Source organism: Oribacterium sp. P6A1 (assembly GCF_000702885.1).
Lineage (GTDB): Bacteria > Bacillota > Clostridia > Lachnospirales > Lachnospiraceae > Oribacterium.
The window spans coordinates 85,429-106,623 of sequence record NZ_JNKO01000011.1 but is presented as its reverse complement, the minus strand read 5'-3'; the positions used below and the strand labels follow the sequence as shown (position 1 = coordinate 106,623).

Below are 21,195 nucleotides of genomic sequence, written 5' to 3'. Positions count from 1 at the left end.
TTATAAAATGTGGTGTACAGTTTTGAAGGTATGATAAACCTTCTTTCTCTGATATAACTGCCTGCTAAAAGCGTTACATGAGAATCATTATGATTCTATCAGAGTAAAATAAGATATTCCTTCATAGCTCAGTCGGTAGAGCACGCGGCTGTTAACCGCGGTGTCGTTGGTTCGAGTCCAACTGGAGGAGTTAAGCCGGTATAGCTCAGTTGGTAGAGCAACTGATTTGTAATCAGTAGGTCTTCGGTTCGAGTCCGAATCCCGGCTTTTATCTTTGAAATATAAGATGATGGAACCGTAGCTCAGTTGGTTAGAGCAGTCGGCTCATAACCGATCGGTCCAGGGTTCGAGTCCCCGCGGTTCCATTTTAGAGGTAATCCTTATGGATTGCCTCTTTTTTTGTCATCATACTAATCTAATGCATTAAACAGCCGGAGCTGTCAGAATACCCAACAGCTCCGGCTTATCTTATATACTTATAACACTTTTACGGCATTTTTTCCGCTGTTCTTAACCATATAGAGGGCCTTGTCAACACGAATAAACGTGTCATAAATCTTTTCATTCTCAATATACTCTGTAACACCAAAGCTCATTGTAATATGTCGATTCTCATTAAAATGAGTTTCCTGAACAGCAAGCCTGATAATCTCTGCAAAACTTGCTGCCTGCTGGCTATTCGCATCAGGAAGAAGTATCATAAATTCTTCACCGCCCCAACGCCCCAGAGAAGCAACAGGATATAAACGTTCAATCGTGTTTTGAATAACGTAAGTTACAGTTTTCAAAACATTATCACCTTCTGCATGACCGTACTCATCATTTATCTGCTTAAAATCATCAATATCCATCATAATCAGTGACCATGTTTTACCATTCTTGCTTAAAAGGAAACACTCATCAATTTTTCTGGTGATTTCTCCACGATTGTAAATACCTGTAAGAGCATCTGTAGTAGCCTGCTTCAGCAGAATAGTAAGCTGTTCATTGGCATCCTGAAGTTCTCCTGTCATGGTATTGATAAAACTTGCAAGGCGACTGGCAAGAGAGAGCACTCCTGAATCCGAATCCGAATAACCACTTTCCGGATGTTCCGAAATATCTCCTTCTCTAAAGGCCACAACCACCAATGAAAGATTATTAAGGTACGTCTTTCCCTGATATCTGAGTATCTCACCAAGGAAACATGCTCCCGACATAGGTGCAATTGTTAAGAATGGAGATATATCTATGCTTGCATCATCACCCCAGAACAATTTTCGTCCAAGACAATTGCACATAATCAATATTTCCGGTCTGAACTCCGCTGTAGCCTTAACCTGCATACGAACATCCTGTCTTATAGCTTCCGGATCTCCATAAGAAAACCTGACCGTACTTCCCTCAGGTACAAAAGAGGACATGACTATAGCTCCGTTTTCGGTACTGCTTTTCGCATGACGGATATATGTATTACCATTGGGTTCTGTGATCTCAAAAGGAAATTCCAAAGCATTGTAAAAGAAATTCCTGTCATTAGGTATCTTCAGATAACGTCTGTAAATATTGTAAGCCGGTTCATCGTTAAGCGTATATATGACATCTTCGACAGAATGAGTCACTTTTATAGGAAAACCTATATGCTTCCAGCCGTTTACGCGACTTGTCATAATATGCATATCTGTTCCGCAATAAGTTGTAATAAGAAATGCATCTATCATGGAATGATCATCACTGGATGCAACATAGGATGGACATCCGGCATCGCTAACCGCAACACCGCCAAAGATGGAAATGCTTTCCGGAAGCTCATCCAGTATCTCCATCAGTGCAAACATCTTTTCCCATGTCAATGCTGAGATTATCTCTATACCGCACAGATCTTGCTTATTAAATATCTGATTTCTGAGAATCTCCCTGGTTGTTTCCGGATCTTCCATGGAAAGAAGTCTTATCTCTGCATGACTGTTTTTATCTTCAAAAACCGTTAATGTAACAGTGAATGAGTTCTCCGTTATCTTTTGATCTGCAATAACCCCTGCACCCGAAAAAACCGCAAAAGCCACATCCGGTAGTATCTCTCTGAAAAGTCCCGTAATCTCCTGATAAACAGAATAGGACTCCGGCATAGCATCATACCTTTGAAAAATGTGCGCAATAGCCTTATGATCAGTGTTTTCCAACTCTTTTTTCCATTCCGTTAAGGTTTTTCTAAGCTCTTCCTGATTTGTATATATGGTCTGTAACTGTTTCATTTAATGACTATTATCCTCTCAAAAGCCATTTTGCCACTACTATAATTCTTTTCGACAAAATGTCTCACTAATATAAAACTGTTTAATTCTAATAAATACATAAACAAAAACATTTTACCTTCATGCAGGATTTCCAGCCGCCTTTTGTTAGCAGTAACCCTTGCAGAGTGCTAACAGCGGTGTTATACTACATTTCGTTGATCATACTAACTAAGATGTTTGACGGAAATGTGACTTTCCGGGAATTATTTTTTCTCGCGACTTTAGCAAAGTGTCGGGATATGAGTATTCCGAAAAAAAGCATTATCCTATACATCATTAAATTTTAGAGAGGTGTTTTTAATGTCTAAGAAAGGTTCATTATCTATCAATTCAGAGAATATCTTCCCCATCATAAAGAAGTGGATGTATTCAGATCAGGATATCTTTGTTCGAGAGGTTGTTTCCAATGCCTGCGATGCCATCACAAAGCTTGACAAGTTAAGCCTTATCGGTGAATGGACAAAGCCTTCCGATTATAAGGGAAGAGTAGATGTAATCGTCGATTCCGAAAAGCGCACTGTTACCATCAAGGATAACGGTATCGGTATGACTGAAGAGGAAGTTGATAAGTATATCAACCAGATCGCATTCTCAGGCGCTACCGACTTCATCAATACCTATAAGGATAAGGCCAACAACGACCAGATTATCGGCCACTTCGGTCTCGGTTTCTACAGCGTTTTCATGGTTGCCGACCAGGTTGAGATCGATACCCTTTCTTATAAGGACGGCGCAAAGGCTGTTCACTGGAACTGTAACGGCGGAACTGATTTCGAGCTTACAGACGGAACAAAGACTGACATCGGTACAGTTATCACACTTCACTTAAACGACGATGCTTTGAAGTATGATAATGAGTGGGAGATGAGAGAGATCATAGATAAGTATTGTTCTTTCATGCCTGTTGAGATATATATCACAAAACTCCCTAAGGATTCAGAGACCATCGATGCCGACAAGAAGCTTGATTCAGATGTTGTTCTTGAGGAGATCCCTGAGAAGACAGAAACCGACAAGGACGGTAAGGAAACAAAAACTCCTGCCAAAGTGAAGATCGAAAAGCGTCCTGTTCTTCTCAACGACACACATCCTCTTTGGACAAAGTCTCCAAGCGAATGCAAGAAGGAAGATTACATCGAGTTCTACCACAAGGTATTCCATGACTATAAGGAGCCTCTGTTCTGGATCCACCTGAACATGGACTATCCATACAACCTGAAGGGTATCCTTTACTTCCCTAAGATCAACATGGAGTATGAGTCTGCAGAGGGAACCATCAAGCTTTACAACAACCAGGTATTCGTTGCCGATAACATCAAGGAAGTAATCCCTGAGTACCTGATGCTCCTTAAGGGTGTTATCGATTGTCCGGATCTTCCTCTCAATGTTTCAAGATCTCAGCTTCAGAATGACGGATTCGTTAAGAAGATTTCTGACTACATCACAAAGAAGGTGGCTGACAAGCTTTCCGGCATGTGCAAGGTAGACCGCGAGAACTATGAGAAGTACTGGGATGACATCGCACCATTCATCAAGTACGGCTGTCTCCGCGACGATAAGTTCTGCCAGAAGATGACAGACTACATCCTCTTCAAGGATATCAACGGTAAGTACCTCGCTCTTCCTGAGTGTCTTGAAGTAAACAAGATCGACGTCGAGGAGGCTGAGGGTGAGAACACTGAGCAGAAGACTTCGGAAACTGCTGCCGATACCAAGTCAGAGGATAATGCTTCTGACAAGGCTAAAGAAGAGAAGAACAAGGTTATCTACTACGTAACAGATGAGGTACAGCAGAGCCAGTACATCGCCATGTTCAAGAATTCAGGTAAGGATGCCGTAGTTCTTTCAGAGCGTATCGACCAGCCGTTTATCTCTGAGCTTGAGGCAAAGAATCAGGGCGTTCATTTCAGAAGAATCGACGCCGATCTTACAGATGAGTTCAAGGCATCGGTTACAGAAGATGAGCAGAAGCTCTTTGATGAGCAGTCCAAGGAACTGGAGACAGCGATCCGTACTGCAACAAAGAAGGACAGCCTCACTGTAAAGCTTCAGAAGCTTACTCAGGAAAAGACTGCTGCAATGCTTTCTATTTCAGAGGAGAGCCGTCGTATGAACGACATGATGAAGATGTACGCTATGGGCGGCATGAGTATGGGTGCTATGCCTGTACAGGAGACTCTCATCCTTAACACAGAGCATCCTCTTGTTAAGTACCTCATGAACAACGGGCATGATGAGTCAAAGAAGGAGACTATCACTCTTATTTCCGAGCAGCTTTATGATCTTGCAAGAATCCAGCAGTCACCATTACCTGCTGAAGAGATGACAAAATTCATCGAGAGATCAAATGACATTCTCTTAAAGATGGCAGATTGAATGTCAATGCAATATAATTCCAAATTAGCACTTTAAAATACAAAATATTACAGCGTTTTTACACCCTTGACTGAGGTATCTCCATTTAATATAATTTTGAGTGTTGTCGTTCAGCAGATTACGTTGAAAGGAATTTTGAGGATGAAGCGAATGGGATTTTTCAATACTGTTCACTGTGAAGCATTTTCTGCCCTCATATCCTCTGGTCAGCATGTTCTTCATGCGATTTTCTGCGCGTCTGTTTTCGCGTATATTTCTATCGGAAATCGTGTAATCTGCCGTAATGTATTCAAGAATATCGTATAACCTAAGGGGAACAGCTATATGCTGTTCCCCTTTTCTGTTATGTGAAAAGGAGAATTATGAGAAAAGTTGCTGTCATCATGGGAAGCGATTCAGATCTTCCTGTTGTAGAAAAGGGCATTTCCGTACTTAAGGACTATGGTGTACCCGTTGAGGTACATGTTTACAGTGCCCACAGAACTCCGGAGGAAGCCGCTGAGTTTTCAAAATCTGCCAGAAAGAACGGCTTCGGTGTCATCATTGCAGCTGCAGGAATGGCTGCTCACCTTGCAGGCGCCATCGCTGCCAACACCACACTTCCTGTTATCGGTATCCCCTGTTCATCAAAGGTTCTGGATGGAATGGATGCACTTCTTTCCACAGTTATGATGCCGCCAGGAATTCCTGTTGCAACAGTAGGAGTCAATACAGCAAAGAATGCTGCACTTCTTGCCATCGAGATACTTGCTGTGGAAGACGAAAGTCTTGCAGAAAAGCTTCAGGCTGAGCGTGATGAAAATCACAGGAAGATAATCGAGAAGAATGCAGCGATAGAAGCTCAGTTCAACTGAACATAGCGTTTTTCTGTATTAACAGTACTGCAACAGTCAGATGATGATGTAAGCATTATCCGACCACATCAAAGTTTTGTTTTATTAAGGAGATTTATGGGTAAACTTCATGAGGAGTGCGGTGTCTTCGGTATTTTCTCCAGAGACACAAAGCCATTGGCACGTCTTACATACTACGGACTTTATGCTTTACAGCACAGAGGTCAGGAATCCGCAGGTATCGTTGTTAATGATGAGGGTCTTTTCCGGTTCAGAAGAGAACTTGGACTCGTCAGCGAGGCCATGCCAAACAGCGAAATAGAGCGCCTTGGAAACGGTCAGATGGCTGTAGGCCATGTTCGTTACGCCACCAGCGGAATCACCAATCGTATCAACACTCAGCCTATCGTTGTAAATCATGTCAAGGGCCGTATGGCTCTTTGCCACAACGGAAATCTTGTTAATTCTTATGAGCTCCGTTCCGATCTTGAGATGAACGGCTGTATCTTCCAGTCAACAACGGATACAGAGGCTATCTCATATATCATTACAAGAGAGCGTATAAAGACCGGCTCCATCGAGCAGGCAGTGAACAACGCTCTCGATAAGCTTCACGGTGCTTATTCTCTTGTAATAATGTCTCCATCCAAGCTCATCGCAGCAAGAGACGAGCACGGCTTCCATCCGCTTTGCTACGGAAAGCTTCCGGACGGCTCTGTAATTTTCGCCAGTGAGTCCTGTGCCATCGAGGCAGTAGGCGGAAAGCTTATACGTGATGTGGAGCCCGGAGAGATCATGGTTGTAGATCACAATGGTATCCGCTCTATAAAAGATCATTGCAATAAAGTAAAGCGCTCAATGTGCGTTTTCGAATATATCTATTTTGCCCGTCCCGATTCCATCCTTGACGGTGCCTCTGTTCATGAGGCGAGAGTGCAGGCGGGCCGATTCCTTGCCCAGGAGCATCCTGTTGATGCGGATGTAGTCATCGGTGTCCCGGATTCAGGTCTTGACGCTGCTGTAGGTTACTCCCGTGAATCCGGAATTCCTTACGGTATCGGACTTCTTAAAAATAAATATATAGGACGTACCTTCATAGCACCGGGTCAGACAGAACGTGAAAATCTGGTTCGCATAAAGCTCAATGCCATCCGTTCCGAGATAGAGGGCAAGCGTGTAATTCTTGTGGACGATTCCATCGTCAGAGGTACCACCAGTGAGCGTCTGGTCCGTATAGTACGTGAGGCCGGCGCAAAGGAAGTTCACATGCGTATAACAGCGCCTCCTTTCATGAATCCATGCTACTATGGCATAGACATTGACTCCAGGGACAATCTCATCGCCTGTCAGCATTCAGTGGAAGAAACCGCAAGGATCATAGGTGCCGATTCCCTCGGATACATATCCGTTGAGAATGTCATCAAGATCGCTGATCCTACAGGTCAGAAGGGATTCTGTACAGCCTGCTTTGACGGAAAGTATCCTACCGAGATTCCTTCCGTAACTTCAAAGAACCGCTTTGAAGAGAAGATTTCAAAGGAGTGGAGAGATCAGCATACCGCTAAGGCTTCTGATCATCCATCAGACGGAGAGTACATCGAAAAATTCGAGGATTAATTAAACATAAAGGAGTAATCATGAATACAAAGAGCTATAGCGAAGCATACAAGGATGCAGGTGTTGATATCACAGCAGGATACAAGTCCGTTGAGCTAATGAAGCAGTATGTGGCAAAGACCATGACCGAGGGCGTTTGTTCAGGTCTCGGCGGTTTCGGCGGCCTCTTTGAGCTTCCTGAGGGTTATAAGCACCCTGTTCTTGTTTCCGGCACAGACGGCGTAGGTACAAAGCTTAAGATCTCTTTCCTTATGGAGAAGTATGACACTGTGGGTATCGACTGTGTTGCCATGTGCGTAAACGATGTTATCTGCTGCGGTGCAAAGCCCCTTTTCTTCCTGGACTACATTGCCTGCGGAAAGAACGTTCCCGAGAAGATTGCTGATATCGTTAAGGGTGTTGCTGAGGGCTGCGTTCAGAGTGACAGTGCTCTTGTAGGCGGTGAAACTGCAGAGATGCCCGGCTTCTATCCTGAAGACGAATTCGACCTTGCAGGTTTCTCTGTAGGTATCGTTGATAAGGAAAATATCATTGACAACAACTCCATGAAAGAGGGCGATGTTGTTATCGCACTTCCGAGTTCCGGTGTTCATTCCAATGGTTTCTCACTTGTGAGAAAGGTTTTTGATATCGATAACATCAGTAAAGAGGAGCTCAAAAAGCCACTGGCAGAGCTTGATGGCAAGTCTCTCGGCGAGGCGCTTCTTACTCCCACAGTTATTTATGTAAAGCCTGTTCTTAAGCTCCTTGAGAGCGTTACGGTCAAAGGCATCAGCCACATCACAGGAGGCGGTTTCTACGAGAATATCCCGAGATCCATTCCTGACGGCTTCGGAGCAAAGATAAAGATGGATGATGTAAAGGTTCTTCCTATCTTCAGGCTCATCCAGAAGACCGGGGACATCACAACCCGTGATATGTTCAACACCTACAATATGGGTGTGGGAATGAGCGTTGTGGTTTCAAAGGAGGATGAGGAAACTGCACTTAAGGTTCTAAGAGCTAACGGCGTGGAGGCTTATCACCTCGGCGAGATCGTAAAGTCAGAGGACAAGGTTATTCTTGAGTAAAGGGGAGAAAAATTATGAAAACATATGACGTAGCAAATCTCGGAGATCTTCTTAAAAACAATGAATATCCCGGCCGCGGAATCGTAATCGGCAAGTCAGAGGACGGAAGGTCCATCGCCATCGCATATTTCATCATGGGCCGTTCAGCAAACTCAAGAAACCGTGTATTCACAGAGAATGGCGACACAGTAACCATTTATCCTGCTGATTCCAGCAAAGTTGAGGATCCAAGCCTCATCATATACAGCCCTATAAGAAAGATCGGCGACAATCTCATCGTTACAAACGGTGACCAGACCGACACCATCTATGATTTCATGAAAGATGGCAATACCTTTGAAGAGGCCCTTGAAACAAGAGAGTTTGAGCCGGACGGTCCTAACTGGACTCCGAGAATCAGCGGCGTTGTTACTCTTGATGATTCAGAGAGCTACAAGATGTCCATCCTTAAGTCACAGGATGCTGAGGGTACTGATTGCGCAAGATATACATTTTCATACAAGCTCCAGAATGGTCTCGGACATTTCATTCACACCTACAAGGAGAACGGTAACCCTATTCCTACCTTCGAGGGTGAGCCTGAGCGCGTAGCTATTCCTAACTCGGCAGAGGAGCTTAAGCAGCTTATATGGAACAATCTTAACGAAGAGAACAAGATTTCACTTTATGTTCGCTATATAGACATTACCGGCGGAAATATCGAGAACAAGCTGGTCAACAAGTTTGAAAAGATCAACTGACTGCAGTAAATCCTATTGACATCTTTACGTCAGAATTTAACGATGAAACTTGAGTTTAAAGAGGAGAACACCATGAAAGAATTTGAATTAAAGTACGGTATGAATCCAAATCAGAAGCCTGCAAAGATTTATATGCATGACGGATCAGAGCTCCCTATCGAAATCCTGAACGGCCGTCCGGGTTACATCAACTTCCTGGATGCCCTTAACAGCTGGCAGCTGGTTTCAGATCTTAAGGAGGCTACAGGTCATGTGGCTGCTGCATCCTTCAAGCATGTTTCTCCTTCAGGTTCAGCAATCGGACGTAAGCTTTCAGATAAGCTTAAGAAGGCATGCTTCGTGGATGATATCGAAGGACTTGATGATTCACTTCTTGCATGTGCTTACGCAAGAGCCCGCGGTGTTGACAGAATGTCTTCCTACGGCGATTTCATTGCCCTTTCAGATATTTGTGATGCCACAACAGCCAGGATCATTCACCGTGAGGTTTCAGACGGTGTTATCGCTCCCGGATATACAGACGAAGCTCTTGAGATCCTTAAGTCAAAGAAAAAGGGCGCTTACAATGTTATAAAGATCGATCCTTCCTACAAGCCTGCAGCATCAGAGCACAAGCAGGTATTCGGTGTGACTTTCGAGCAGGGCAGAAATGACTACAAGGTTACGGACGAGGCATTTGCAAACATCGTGACAAAGAATAAGGACATCCCTGAGGAAGCCCGTCTCAACATGACTATCGCCCTTATCACCCTTAAGTACACTCAGTCTAATTCAGTGGCTTACGCCGAGGATGGTCAGACCATCGGTGTAGGCGCAGGTCAGCAGTCAAGAATTCACTGCACACGTCTTGCAGGAGACAAGGCTGATCACTGGCATCTTCGTCAGTGTGACAGGGTTCTCAATCTTCCTTTCAAGGATGGCTTAAGAAGAGCTGATCGTGACAATGTTATCGACGTTTATCTTTCAGAGGAATGTGATGATGTTCTCGCTGATGGTGCATGGCAGCAGTACTTCACTGAGCAGCCTGCTCCTTTCACCAGAAAAGAGCAGAAGGAGTATCTTGCAACTCTTACAGGTACAGCTCTTGGTTCTGATGCTTTCTTCCCGTTCGGTGACAATATCGAGCGTGCCCGCAAGTCAGGTGTGTCTTATGTAGCTGAGCCGGGCGGATCTATCCGTGATGACCATGTTATTGACACCGCAGACAAATACAACATGGTAGTATGCTTCACCGGTATGAGACTGTTCCATCACTGATTTATAAATGGGGCGGGAAAATGCCGAGTGGGCCCTGGCACCCATCCCGGGCATTTTCTCTTACATGGATTAAATACGGTGAGGCAGAACGATCAAAATACGGAGAAGTAAAATATATGTGTAACAAAACTAAAATTGCTGTTCTTGTGAGCGGGGGCGGCACTAATCTGCAGGCGCTTATCGATGCTGAGAGACGCGGGGAGATTCCTGACGGAGAGATCACTTTGGTGGTTGGTTCAAGGCCCGGGATATATGCTCTTGAGAGGGCTGAGAATGCAGGAATAAAGCATGAGGTTGTGCAGAAGGATGAGGAGAGGCTTATACGTGTTCTTGAGGAGCATGGCATAGAGCTTATAATTCTTGCAGGTTATCTCACGATTCTCAGTGAAAATTTCACAAAGAAGTATGCGGACAGGATCATTAACATTCATCCTTCACTTATCCCGAGTTTTTGCGGAAAGGGTATGTACGGGCTGAAGCCTCACGAGGCGGCTCTTGCAAGAGGTGTTAAGGTTACCGGCGCCACGGTGCATCTTGTCAATGAGATTCCTGATGGCGGACGTATCCTTCTCCAGAAGGCTGTTGAGATCCAGCCGGGGGACACAGCTGAGGTTCTTCAGAAGCGTGTCATGGAACAGGCTGAATGGAAGCTGCTTCCGAAGGCCGCTGAGATGATGAGCCGGGAGATACGTGAAGCAAAAGCATAAGGTCCTGTTTAATATTGTGATACATTTAACGTTTATCAATACGTAAGAGAAAATGCGACAGGATGTGTGCCTGGGCTTGCGAATTGAAAGAACGGCACTCGCAGGACTGTACGTGTCCGGTTGCACTCAGGTGCAACCGGTACGAACAGAACAAGAGGGCTGTACTTTCAATTTCGTGGGCCGGCGCACGCCGGAAGCTTTTTCTCGACCCATTCAACAAATGGAGGATAACAATGAAGATTGGTGTTGTAGGTGGCGGCGGTCGTGAGCACGCCATCATTAAGGCATTAAAGAAGAATGCTTCTATCGAGAAGATTTATGCGATTCCGGGTAACGGCGGTATCGCAAGGGATGCCGAGTGCGTTCCTGATATAAAGGCTACGGATGTTGCTGATGTCGTTAAGTTCTGCAGGGAGCAGGCTCTTGACTATGTGGTTGTGGCTCCGGATGATCCTCTGGTTGCCGGTACCGTGGATGAGCTTGCAAAGGCAGGCATTCCTGCTTTCGGTCCTGAGGCCAGGGCTGCCATCATTGAGGGTTCAAAGGTTTTCTCAAAGAACCTCATGAAGAAGTACAACATCCCCACAGCTGCTTACGAAGTTTTCAATGACATTGAAAAGGCAGAAGAGTACGTTAAGACCTGTCCGATACCTACAGTCATAAAGGCTGACGGTCTTGCTCTCGGAAAGGGAGTTATCATTGCGAAGACGCGCGAAGAAGCACTTGATGGCATTAAGACTATCATGGAAGAAAAGAAGTTCGGCGCTTCCGGTGATCAGATAGTTATCGAGGAGTTCCTTGAGGGACCTGAGGTTTCCGTTCTCAGCTTCACTGACGGAAAGGTTGTGGTTCCTATGATTTCATCCATGGACCACAAGCGTATCAATGATAACGATGAGGGCCTCAACACCGGCGGAATGGGTACCATCGCTCCAAATCCTTACTACACGGATGAAATCGCTGAAGAGTGTATGGAGAAAATCTTCAAGCCTACCATCGAGGCCATGAATAAGGAGGGCAGAACCTTCAAGGGCTGTCTCTACTTCGGTCTCATGCTTACAAAAAACGGTCCTAAGGTTATCGAATACAACTGCCGTTTCGGTGATCCTGAGACCCAGGTTGTTCTTCCTCTTCTTGATTCCGATCTTCTCACCATCATGCAGGCCACAACAAACGGTACACTTGCAGAGACTGAGGTTAAATGGAAGAAAGGCTCTGCCTGCTGCATAGTAGAGGCTTCCGGCGGATATCCTCTTTCCTACAAGTCAGGCTATGAAATAACCGGTGTGGATGAGGTTGACAATGTCTATGTTGCGGGCGCCGATCTCAAGGACGGAAAGCTTTACACCCACGGAGGAAGAGTCCTTGGAGTGGTTGAAACAGCACCTACCCTTAAGGAAGCCATTGATAAGGCATATGAGAGTGCATCAAAGGTTACATTCCAGGATATGCACATGCGAAAAGATATTGGCCAGAGAGCACTGAAAGCACTTCAGTAACAACAGTGCATAGAATATAAGTATCTGTACATTTTATACTGTAATATCGAAGAATACTTAGTTAGAATGGTATCATTTATGTGCTAGATACTTTATTTATGCTGTACTAAATATTTTAGTTTTACCGCCGAAACTGTGTAGGAAAATGTTCGGGATGAGTGCCTAGGCTTGCGAGTTGAAAGAACGGACTTGCAGCCATGTACGATCAGAATGCACATCCCTGTACATTCTGGGCGAACATGACTGCGAGGCTGTACTTTCAATCTCGTGGGCCGGCGCACATCCCGAACATTTTCCGGACGGTATCGCATACAGCCATTACACAAAGATAAGGAGATACAAATGGTAAATCGAGTTTATGTTGAGAAAAAGGAAGGTCTTCGTCACGAGGCACAGGGACTTCGTCATGACATCCGTCACATACTTCTCATTAAGAACCTCACAGACGTACGTCTATTAAACCGCTATGATGTTGAGGGTCTGGATAAAGAGACATTTGAAAAGGCTACAAAGCTTATCCTCAGTGAGCCACAGCTTGACGACACCTTTGAAGAACTTCCAAAGCATGAGGATGCTTATGTTTTCGCTGTGGAGTTCCTTCCGGGACAGTTCGATCAGCGTGCGGATTCAGCAGCTCAGTGTATCCAGATTCTTACAACAGGAGACCGTCCCAAGGTTCGTTCCGCAAAGGTATATCTCCTTTACGGTAATCTCACAGAGCAGGAGATAGCCGATATCAAGAAGTACGTTATCAACCCTGTAGAAGCAAGAGAAGCTTCCCTCGATACCTTTGAAACTCTGGATGTAAAGTACGATATCCCTACAGAGGTAGATACTCTCACAGGATTTATCCATGCTTCAGAGGATGAGCTCAAGTCTATCTTAAAGGATATGGGCCTTGCCATGGATCTTGACGATCTTAAGTTCTGTCAGAATTACTTCAAGACAGAGGATCGTGATCCTTCCATCACTGAGATCCGTATGATCGACACATACTGGTCAGATCACTGCCGTCATACCACCTTCCTTACAACCATTGATAATGTCTCCTTCGAAGATGAACAGATTAAGAAGGCATGGGACCGTTACATCCAAGCCCGCAAGGATCTTAACCGTACAAAGCCAGTCAACCTTATGGACATCGGAACTCTTGCCGCAAAGGTCCTTAAGAAGGAAGGAAAGCTTACAAAGCTTGACGAGTCAGAAGAGATAAATGCCTGCACAGTCAAGATAAAGGTAAACGTTGACGGCGAAGCTCAGGACTGGCTCCTTCTTTTCAAGAACGAGACTCACAACCATCCTACAGAAATCGAGCCTTTCGGTGGTGCTGCAACCTGTATCGGAGGTGCCATCAGAGATCCTCTTTCCGGAAGATCCTACGTATATCAGGCTATGCGCGTAACAGGTGCTGCAGACCCTACAGTTTCCGTTAAGGATACCATGGAGGGCAAGCTTCCTCAGAGAAAGCTTGTTACAACAGCCGCTGACGGTTATTCAAGCTACGGTAACCAGATCGGTCTTGCTACAGGTCTCGTAGACGAGCTTTATCATCCGGGATATGCGGCAAAGCGTATGGAGATCGGCGCAGTAGTGGCTGCCGCTCCCGCTGAGAATGTTCGCCGCGAGGTTCCTGCTGCAGGAGACGTAGTCATTCTTCTAGGTGGACGTACAGGCCGTGACGGCATCGGCGGTGCAACAGGTTCTTCAAAGTCTCACAATGTTGAGTCCCTTGAGAAGGACGGTGCAGAGGTTCAGAAGGGTAATGCTCCCGAGGAGCGTAAGCTTCAGCGTCTTTTCCGTAATGCAGAGGCTTCAAAGCTTATCAAGCGCTGCAACGATTTCGGTGCAGGCGGAGTTTCAGTTGCCATCGGTGAGCTGGCTGACGGTCTCGACATTGACCTTAACAAGGTTCCAAAGAAGTACGAGGGTCTCGACGGAACAGAGCTTGCTATCTCAGAGTCTCAGGAGAGAATGGCTGTTGTGGTTGAACAACAGGATATGGCGAGATTCATGGAACTTGCCCATGAGGAGAACCTTGAGGCTACACATGTAGCTACCGTAACAGATACAAACAGACTTATCGCACACTGGAACGGTAAAGACATTATCAACCTGTCACGTGACTTCCTTAACTCTAACGGTGCAGAGAAGCACATAGACGTGAAGACAGCAGCGGGCGGAAGCATTGTCCGCGAGGTTAAGGGAAGCTTCAGTGAGAACATGACAGCTCTTTCAGAGGACCTCAATGTCTGCTCAAAGAGAGGTCTCAGCGAGCGTTTCGACTCCACTATCGGTGCGGGAACAGTCCTTATGCCTTTCGGCGGAAAGAATCAGCGCACACCTATTCAGGCCATGGCTGCGAAGATTTCCGTCGAGAAGGGTCACACCGATGACACTTCAGTTATGGCTTACGGCTACAATCCATTCATCACAGAGAAGAACTGCTATAAGGGTGCATATCTCGCAGTAGTTGAGTCTGCCGCAAAGCTTATCGCCACAGGTGCGGGATTCGAGGATACCTACCTTACATTCCAGGAGTATTTCGGAAAGCCCGGTCATGAGAGCACACGTTGGGGTCAGCCTCTTGAAGCTCTTCTCGGAGCTTTCAATGCCCAGCTTGATCTCGGAATCGCTGCCATCGGCGGTAAGGACTCAATGTCCGGAACCTTCGAGAAGCTGGACGTTCCTCCAACACTTGTTTCCTTTGCCATCACAACAGAGGACGCAAAGTACATCACAAGCCCTGAGTACAAGGGAGCAAACCACAAGGTACTCTGGCTTAAGCCTCAGTATGAGAACGAGCTTCCCACAAAGGAAACACTCCTTACACTTTTCAGCTACGTTCATAAGCTGGTTCTCGAGGGTAAGCTTGCTTCCATCTACACACCGACTTACGGCGGAGCAGCAGAGGCAGTTCTCAAGCAGTGCATGGGTAATGCTTACGGCTTCACATTTGCACCGAGCCTTTCAGTAGAGGATATCTTCGGATACCAGTACGGAAGCTTCCTTCTTGAGCTTAATGACAACGCTACTCTCGATGAAATTTACAACGCTCCCGAGCTTAAGGGAACAGGCATAATCATTGCCGATCTCGGTGAAACAACAGAGGATGCCGAAATCCGTTACAATGATGAGGTTCTTAAGCTTTCAGACCTTGAAAGAGCCTACGAAGATAAGCTTGAAAAGGTATTTAAGTGCAATATGAATCTTGATAAGGATGCTGAGTCAGATGAAAGTGATGTGACTATCGATGATTATAGCGAAGAGAACTGGGCAGCACCGGCTGTACAGGTTGCAAAGCCAAAGGTACTTATCCCTGTATTCCCGGGCAACAACTGTGAGTACGATTCAGCAAAGGCCATGGCTGATGCAGGTCTCGAGCCTGAGATAGTGGTTGTTAAGAACCTTACAAAGCAGGATATTGCTGATTCTGTAAACTACGTTGCAAAGCGCATAGAAGAGTCACAGCTTATTTTCATCCCCGGCGGTTTCTCAGGGGGAGATGAGCCGGACGGTTCTGCAAAGTTCATCACTTCCTTCTTCAGAAACGAAGCTATAAAGACTGCTACCATGGATATGCTGAACAAGCGTGACGGTCTCATGCTTGGTATCTGCAACGGTTTCCAGGCACTTATAAAGCTTGGTCTCGTACCGTTTGGAGAGATAAGAGATACAGATGAGCATTGTCCGACTCTTACTTTCAACACCATCAGCCGTCACCAGTCAAAAATCGTTAATGTCCGTGTGGCATCAAATATGTCACCATGGCTTGAAGATACAAATCCCGGTGATATCTACAGTGTTCCTATCTCTCACGGAGAGGGCCGTTTCCTCTGTGAGCCTGAGCTTTTCAGAAAGCTTGTGGAGAATGGCCAGATCGCCACACAGTATGTGGATCTCGACGGACATCCTACTATGGATATCCAATACAATCCAAACGGTTCCTACTATGCGGTAGAGGGTATCACTTCACCTGATGGAAGAGTACTCGGTAAGATGGGCCACGCTGAGAGATGGGGCCACAACCTCTACAAGAACGTTCCCGGAAATTACGATATGGGACTCTTCAGGGCAGCAAAGGAATACTTCGAGTAAAACAACTGTAACTGCATTTGATTTTTTCAAAGGGCTTACACTCATAACCAGATATGTGACAAGCGGGTCTTGAGATAAACTTCTCAAGACCCGCTTTTTTCATGCTTTTTAACTATCATTCTGTTTCAGAAATACATCCTGCAATCAATAAACCGGTCAGACTCCTATGATATTTAGTCAAAATAGCTATTGAATTATTTAAATTTGTTGATATAATCTGATGTAGTTTTAATAACTACATGATAAAATATCTATATCACAAGACTATACTTGTTATAACCTACACTGAATGGTGCAAGTTCTATGTTTCACTCATGTACTTATGACACTCATTTTCCCATGAGTTATCGGGAATATGTTTTCATCACTGTACAGCACTTTTTCAAGGAGGACAGCCATGATTTTTAAAGAGAATTCCTTTTTTCTGAAGATAAAAGACCCGGGAAGCTTCCTTACACACTATATCGCCATGATTTTATCCATTATCGCTGCGGTTCCTCTCTTTTACAGGGTGGCACAGCATCCGAGTATGGACAGAATATTTGCATTCGGTATATTTGCTCTCAGCATCGTTCTTTTGTATGCAGCCAGCGCAACCTATCATCTTTTCGATATTTCTCCAAAGGTAAATGATACACTGAAGAAGATCGACCATATGATGATCTATATGCTGATTGCAGGAAGCTATACTCCTGTATGTGCCATAGCCCTCGGCGACAGAACCGGCTGGGGACTTCTCTTGATTGTATGGATTCTTTCCGTCATAGGCATGACTGTGAACATCATTTTCATCCATACTCCGAGATGGCTGAATTCACTTATTTACATCGCCCTGGGCTGGGCATGTATATTCGCCATATTTAAGATCCGTTCGGCTCTTACCGATCCTGAATTCTGGCTTCTGTTTGCAGGAGGTGTCATCTATACCATCGGCGGCGTAATTTATGCCCTTAAGCTTCCTATTTTCAAACGCATGCCGAAGTACTTCGGAAACCATGAGGTTTTCCACTGCTTTGTTATTGCAGGTTCCATGTGCCACTACGGCATGATGATCATGCTTGCAGGCTGATATTCCTATTAAACTTTATAAACCCGCTATTTCAAACAGTTCCATTCCCAAATCGGTTTGGAACTGTTTTTTATTAGTCTTTGACAGAAATACCGATGAATTATTACATTATCATGATAAATATTGTTATTTTATTTACATTTTTCTATGAAAACCCTATCTAACTGTGTTATATTAAAAAGACAATCAGGCATGAAATGATGTGAGCGGCAAAAGTATTTGACGCTCACTCTGTGATGCTTTGCTGTCATTTATGATTCTTCGCATCATATTTTGTAATTATACTTAGGTCATGGGGGACTTAAAATGAAACAGAATAACATATTAGCTCTTGGTGTAATCGGAGTTGGTATCGTTGCCGCTGCCATTACAGGATATCAGGCAACAAACTTAGGAACATCCACAAGTGTCGGAAAAAACCAGATCCCGAAGGATGCAGTTACAGCTACCGGTGAGGCTCAGGGTCTTGGCGGTCCTGTAAAGGTTGAGGTTATCGCCAATGCCGAGAAGATTTTCTCCATCAATGTCTTAGACGCTTCCGGAGAAACACCTAATATCGGTACACTTGCTGTTGATCAGCTTCCTGCAAGCATCTTCGAGGCAAACAGCCTTGCTGTTGATTCTGTTACCGGTGCTACCATAACGTCAACAGCCATCAAGAATGCTGCTGCCCAGGCTATCGAGAATGCAGGCTTCGATCCGTCTAACTTCGGTTTCGTAAAGGAAGAGAAGAAGGAAGTCGTTGTTAATACAGATGATATTCCTGCTGATGCAGTTACTGTTACCGGTGAGGCTCAGGGTCTTGGCGGTCCTGTTACAGTTGAAATCACAGCTACTGCTGACAAGATTTATAACCTCACAGCTGTCGGTGACAATGAAACACCGGGAATCGGTACCAAGGCTCTTGAAGAGCTCCCAGGAGAGATTATTTCTGCCAACAGCCTTTCGGTTGATGCTATTTCAGGCGCTACCGTTACATCTGATGCTATCAAGGAAGCTGCCAAGAAGGCTCTTGAGAGTGCAGGTCTTGATGCTGCTAACTTTACCGGCGCTTCATCTGATGCAAAGGATGCTCCTGCCGAGACTAAGGAAAGTGAAGCTGAAACCAAGAAGGATGCCGATTCAAAGAAGGATATTCCTGCTGATGCAGTTACTGTTACAGGCGAGGCTCAGGGTCTTGGCGGTCCTGTAAAGGTTGAAATCACAGCCACTGCCGACAAGATCTATGATCTTGTTGCAACAGGAGACAAGGAAACACCGGGTATCGGTACCAAGGCTCTTGAAGAGCTTCCGGGAAAGATCGTTTCAGCTAACAGCCTGGATGTTGATGCCGTTTCCGGTGCTACAGTAACATCAGAGGCCATCAAGGAAGCTGCCAAGAAGGCTCTTGAGAGTGCAGATTTTGATAAAGCAGCTGCACAGGAAACTGAAGCTGAAGAGACTAAGGCTGAAGAGAGCGAAGCTGAAACCGAAAAGGATGCTGATTCAAAGGAAGCTGAAACCAGGAAAGACGCCGATTCAAAGAAAGACGCTGCCGATGAAGTTACAGCTACAGGCGAGGCTCAGGGTCTTGGCGGTCCTGTAAAGGTTGAGATCACAGCTATCGCTGACAAGATTATCAAGCTTGTTGCAACAGGAGACAAGGAGACACCGGGTATCGGTACCAAGGCTCTTGAAGAGCTTCCGGGAAAGATCATTTCTGCCAACAACATTAATGTTGATGCCATTTCAGGCGCCACCATTACATCTGATGCCATCAAGGAAGCTGCTAAGAAGGCTCTTGAAAGCGCAGGAATTGATCCATCTGTATTTTTAAAATAACTACATGAACAAAAATCGCGGATAACTTCCGCGATTTTTTATTTTGCAAAAATATTTTCTTCACAGCCTTCACTATATGTCATAAAATTATGTAATAAATGCGGCATAATTTTTTATCGTAATACACAAAATATTTTTTTCAAAGTGTGACCTGTAAACTCCATTTCCTGTGTATTAGGATGAAGAACATAAGGATAGCATCGGAAACCGGAGATGCAGCATCAGACTATAAGTCAGATTATCCAAAACAGAAACGAGGACATTAAATGACTGATCAGGAAATCATAGAGCTTTATTTTGCAAGGTCAGAATCTGCCATTGATGAATCTGCTAGAAAATACGGAAGCTACTGCAGCTATATTGCCATGAACATCCTATACAACAAAGAGGACAGTGAAGAGTGTGTCAATGACACCTGGCTGAACACATGGAATGCCATTCCACCTGCGAGACCTTCCATTCTCAGAACATTTCTCGGAAAGATAACCAGAAACCTTGCTCTTAACCTCTATGAAAAACAGAACGCACAAAAACGCGGCAATGGCGAAACAAGCGCAGTTCTGGATGAACTCTCGGAATGTATAGCGGACACAAAAACCGACAGACCCGATGATATTCCCGACAAGATAACATTGACAGAATGCATCAACCGTTTTTTGGAAAATCAGAGTGCAGATTCCAGAAAGATATTTGTACGTCGGTACTGGTACATGTCACCTGTAAGTGAGATAGCCGCAGAATACGGTTTCAGTGAAAGCAAGGTAAAAATGACATTGAGCCGGATGAGAGCTGCACTTTTGCAGGAGTTGGAGAAGGAAGAAATAGTTGTTTAGAATCAAATCTCTTCAGATGCTTATACCGATACCGGGTATTAATTGATACCTGATAAGTTCAAATAATGCTTCCGATATCCTGTATTCCCTCAGTGGATTTGAGCCGGTGTCCGGAAATGGAGAAAAAATGGAGAAAGAAAAAAAACTTCTTAATGCAATTGGTGATATAGACGAAAAATATATAGAAGAGGCCAAACCCGAAAAGGTGATCAGAATCCCGGCAAGACGAAGCCGTAAGCCTTTGGGAATCATTGCTGCCGCAGCAGTAGTCATCCTGGGCTTAGGCTTTTATATGAAGATGAATATACCTGAACAGGCCTCCACAATGATGGCACCTGCCGAAGCAGACGAAGCCTCAATGGAGAAATCCGTAAATGGTCCGGAGGAAGCTATGCAGGAAAAAGCTGCAGGAAATCCGGATTCGGCTAAATTTGAGATACATACCGATAGCGCTGCCGGTCTTAAGTCTTCGAATGAAACTGCAGCTCCTGCAATGGTTGGAGCCGAAATGGCAGAAGACGAGAACTCAGCCACGGAGGAAAACAGTGTTCAGTCCCGTGTAATGATTGCAAATCCCTGGAAGGACTCTGAAAGCCTTTCCGAAGCCGAAGCCGATGCAGGCTTCGATATGAGGATACCGGAAGCAGTAAACAGCTGCAAGCCAACGGTTTACCGCTCTGTAAAGGATGATATGCTTGAAATCATTTACAGCGGCACAGACGGCAAGGAAGCTTTCCGCATAAGAAAGGCTCACCAAAGCGATGAGGATATCAGCGGAGATTACACTGTCTATGACACAGAAAAGGATATAACCGTCTCTGATATCAACGCTCATATAAAAGCGAATGGGGAAAACGTATTCGTCGCAGTATGGTCAAAGGATAATTTCAACTACGCTGTGATTGTGGACGAAAACAGTCACTTCACTGAAGAAGAAATCACAAAGCTGATCTCGGAAATCGACTGATACTCACTGAATATCTGAATTAATGAATTCAAACA

The 21,195-nt window shown here is 44.9% G+C and carries 15 protein-coding genes and 3 tRNA genes; 17 read left to right on the top strand and 1 reads right to left on the bottom strand.

Translation table 11 applies throughout. The features are described from left to right. Positions 1 to 117: 117 nt before the first annotated feature. The 3 genes from T515_RS09475 to T515_RS09465 all read left to right on the top strand — a co-directional run bounded on the left by T515_RS09475 (position 118) and on the right by T515_RS09465 (position 365). Positions 118 to 190 (top strand) — tRNA-Asn (locus T515_RS09475). Positions 191 to 194: 4 nt separating this feature from the next. Further along, a tRNA-Thr gene (locus tag T515_RS09470) sits at positions 195 to 267 on the top strand. Between the two features lie 24 nt (positions 268 to 291). Next, positions 292 to 365, top strand: a tRNA-Ile gene (locus T515_RS09465). Positions 366 to 476: 111 nt separating this feature from the next. Here the strand turns inward: T515_RS09465 and T515_RS09460 are convergent. Further along, positions 477 to 2,234, bottom strand: a complete 1,758-nt coding sequence (locus tag T515_RS09460; RefSeq protein WP_036610250.1) for a sensor domain-containing diguanylate cyclase — start codon at positions 2,232 to 2,234, stop codon at positions 477 to 479. Positions 2,235 to 2,576: 342 nt separating this feature from the next. Between T515_RS09460 and htpG the strand changes: the two genes are divergently transcribed. The 14 genes from htpG (at position 2,577) to T515_RS09395 (ending at position 21,160) form a co-directional block, all read left to right on the top strand. Next, the gene (gene htpG / locus T515_RS09455; RefSeq protein WP_036610247.1) at positions 2,577 to 4,652 is read left to right on the top strand and encodes a molecular chaperone HtpG; all 2,076 of its coding nucleotides are present in this window, start codon (positions 2,577 to 2,579) and stop codon (positions 4,650 to 4,652) included. Between the two features lie 150 nt (positions 4,653 to 4,802). Further along, entirely contained in the window at positions 4,803 to 4,958 is a 156-nt protein-coding gene (locus tag T515_RS17385; protein WP_155988344.1) for a hypothetical protein, read from the top strand. A gap of 56 nt (positions 4,959 to 5,014) precedes the next feature. Next, positions 5,015 to 5,506 (top strand): 5-(carboxyamino)imidazole ribonucleotide mutase, encoded by a 492-nt coding sequence (gene purE / locus T515_RS09450; protein WP_036610244.1) that lies wholly within the window; start codon positions 5,015 to 5,017, stop codon positions 5,504 to 5,506. A 96-nt stretch (positions 5,507 to 5,602) separates the two neighbouring features. Continuing rightward, positions 5,603 to 7,102, top strand: coding sequence for an amidophosphoribosyltransferase (purF, locus tag T515_RS09445; RefSeq protein WP_051671604.1), 1,500 nt, complete (start codon positions 5,603 to 5,605; stop codon positions 7,100 to 7,102). A gap of 20 nt (positions 7,103 to 7,122) precedes the next feature. Further along, complete coding sequence (gene purM, locus T515_RS09440; protein WP_036610241.1) at positions 7,123 to 8,172, top strand: phosphoribosylformylglycinamidine cyclo-ligase; 1,050 nt, start codon at positions 7,123 to 7,125, stop codon at positions 8,170 to 8,172. Between the two features lie 14 nt (positions 8,173 to 8,186). Next, positions 8,187 to 8,912 carry an IMP cyclohydrolase gene (locus T515_RS09435; protein WP_036610238.1) on the top strand — a complete coding sequence of 242 codons (726 nt, stop codon included), beginning with the start codon at positions 8,187 to 8,189 and terminating at the stop codon, positions 8,910 to 8,912. A gap of 72 nt (positions 8,913 to 8,984) precedes the next feature. Beyond that, positions 8,985 to 10,169 (top strand): phosphoribosylaminoimidazolecarboxamide formyltransferase, encoded by a 1,185-nt coding sequence (locus T515_RS09430; RefSeq protein WP_036610235.1) that lies wholly within the window; start codon positions 8,985 to 8,987, stop codon positions 10,167 to 10,169. Positions 10,170 to 10,285: 116 nt separating this feature from the next. After that, the gene (purN, locus tag T515_RS09425) at positions 10,286 to 10,876 is read left to right on the top strand and encodes a phosphoribosylglycinamide formyltransferase (RefSeq protein WP_036610233.1); all 591 of its coding nucleotides are present in this window, start codon (positions 10,286 to 10,288) and stop codon (positions 10,874 to 10,876) included. Between the two features lie 233 nt (positions 10,877 to 11,109). Next, positions 11,110 to 12,375, top strand: a complete 1,266-nt coding sequence (gene purD / locus T515_RS09420; RefSeq protein WP_036610231.1) for a phosphoribosylamine--glycine ligase — start codon at positions 11,110 to 11,112, stop codon at positions 12,373 to 12,375. Between the two features lie 342 nt (positions 12,376 to 12,717). Next, positions 12,718 to 16,470 (top strand): phosphoribosylformylglycinamidine synthase, encoded by a 3,753-nt coding sequence (locus T515_RS09415; protein WP_036610228.1) that lies wholly within the window; start codon positions 12,718 to 12,720, stop codon positions 16,468 to 16,470. 397 nt (positions 16,471 to 16,867) lie between these two features. Then, the gene (trhA, locus tag T515_RS09410; protein WP_036610225.1) at positions 16,868 to 17,539 is read left to right on the top strand and encodes a PAQR family membrane homeostasis protein TrhA; all 672 of its coding nucleotides are present in this window, start codon (positions 16,868 to 16,870) and stop codon (positions 17,537 to 17,539) included. Between the two features lie 306 nt (positions 17,540 to 17,845). After that, complete coding sequence (locus T515_RS09405; RefSeq protein WP_051671603.1) at positions 17,846 to 19,360, top strand: FMN-binding protein; 1,515 nt, start codon at positions 17,846 to 17,848, stop codon at positions 19,358 to 19,360. A 266-nt stretch (positions 19,361 to 19,626) separates the two neighbouring features. Continuing rightward, complete coding sequence (locus tag T515_RS09400; protein WP_036610222.1) at positions 19,627 to 20,193, top strand: RNA polymerase sigma factor; 567 nt, start codon at positions 19,627 to 19,629, stop codon at positions 20,191 to 20,193. 127 nt (positions 20,194 to 20,320) lie between these two features. Next, positions 20,321 to 21,160 carry a hypothetical protein gene (locus tag T515_RS09395; RefSeq protein ID WP_036610219.1) on the top strand — a complete coding sequence of 280 codons (840 nt, stop codon included), beginning with the start codon at positions 20,321 to 20,323 and terminating at the stop codon, positions 21,158 to 21,160. Positions 21,161 to 21,195 lie beyond the last annotated feature (35 nt).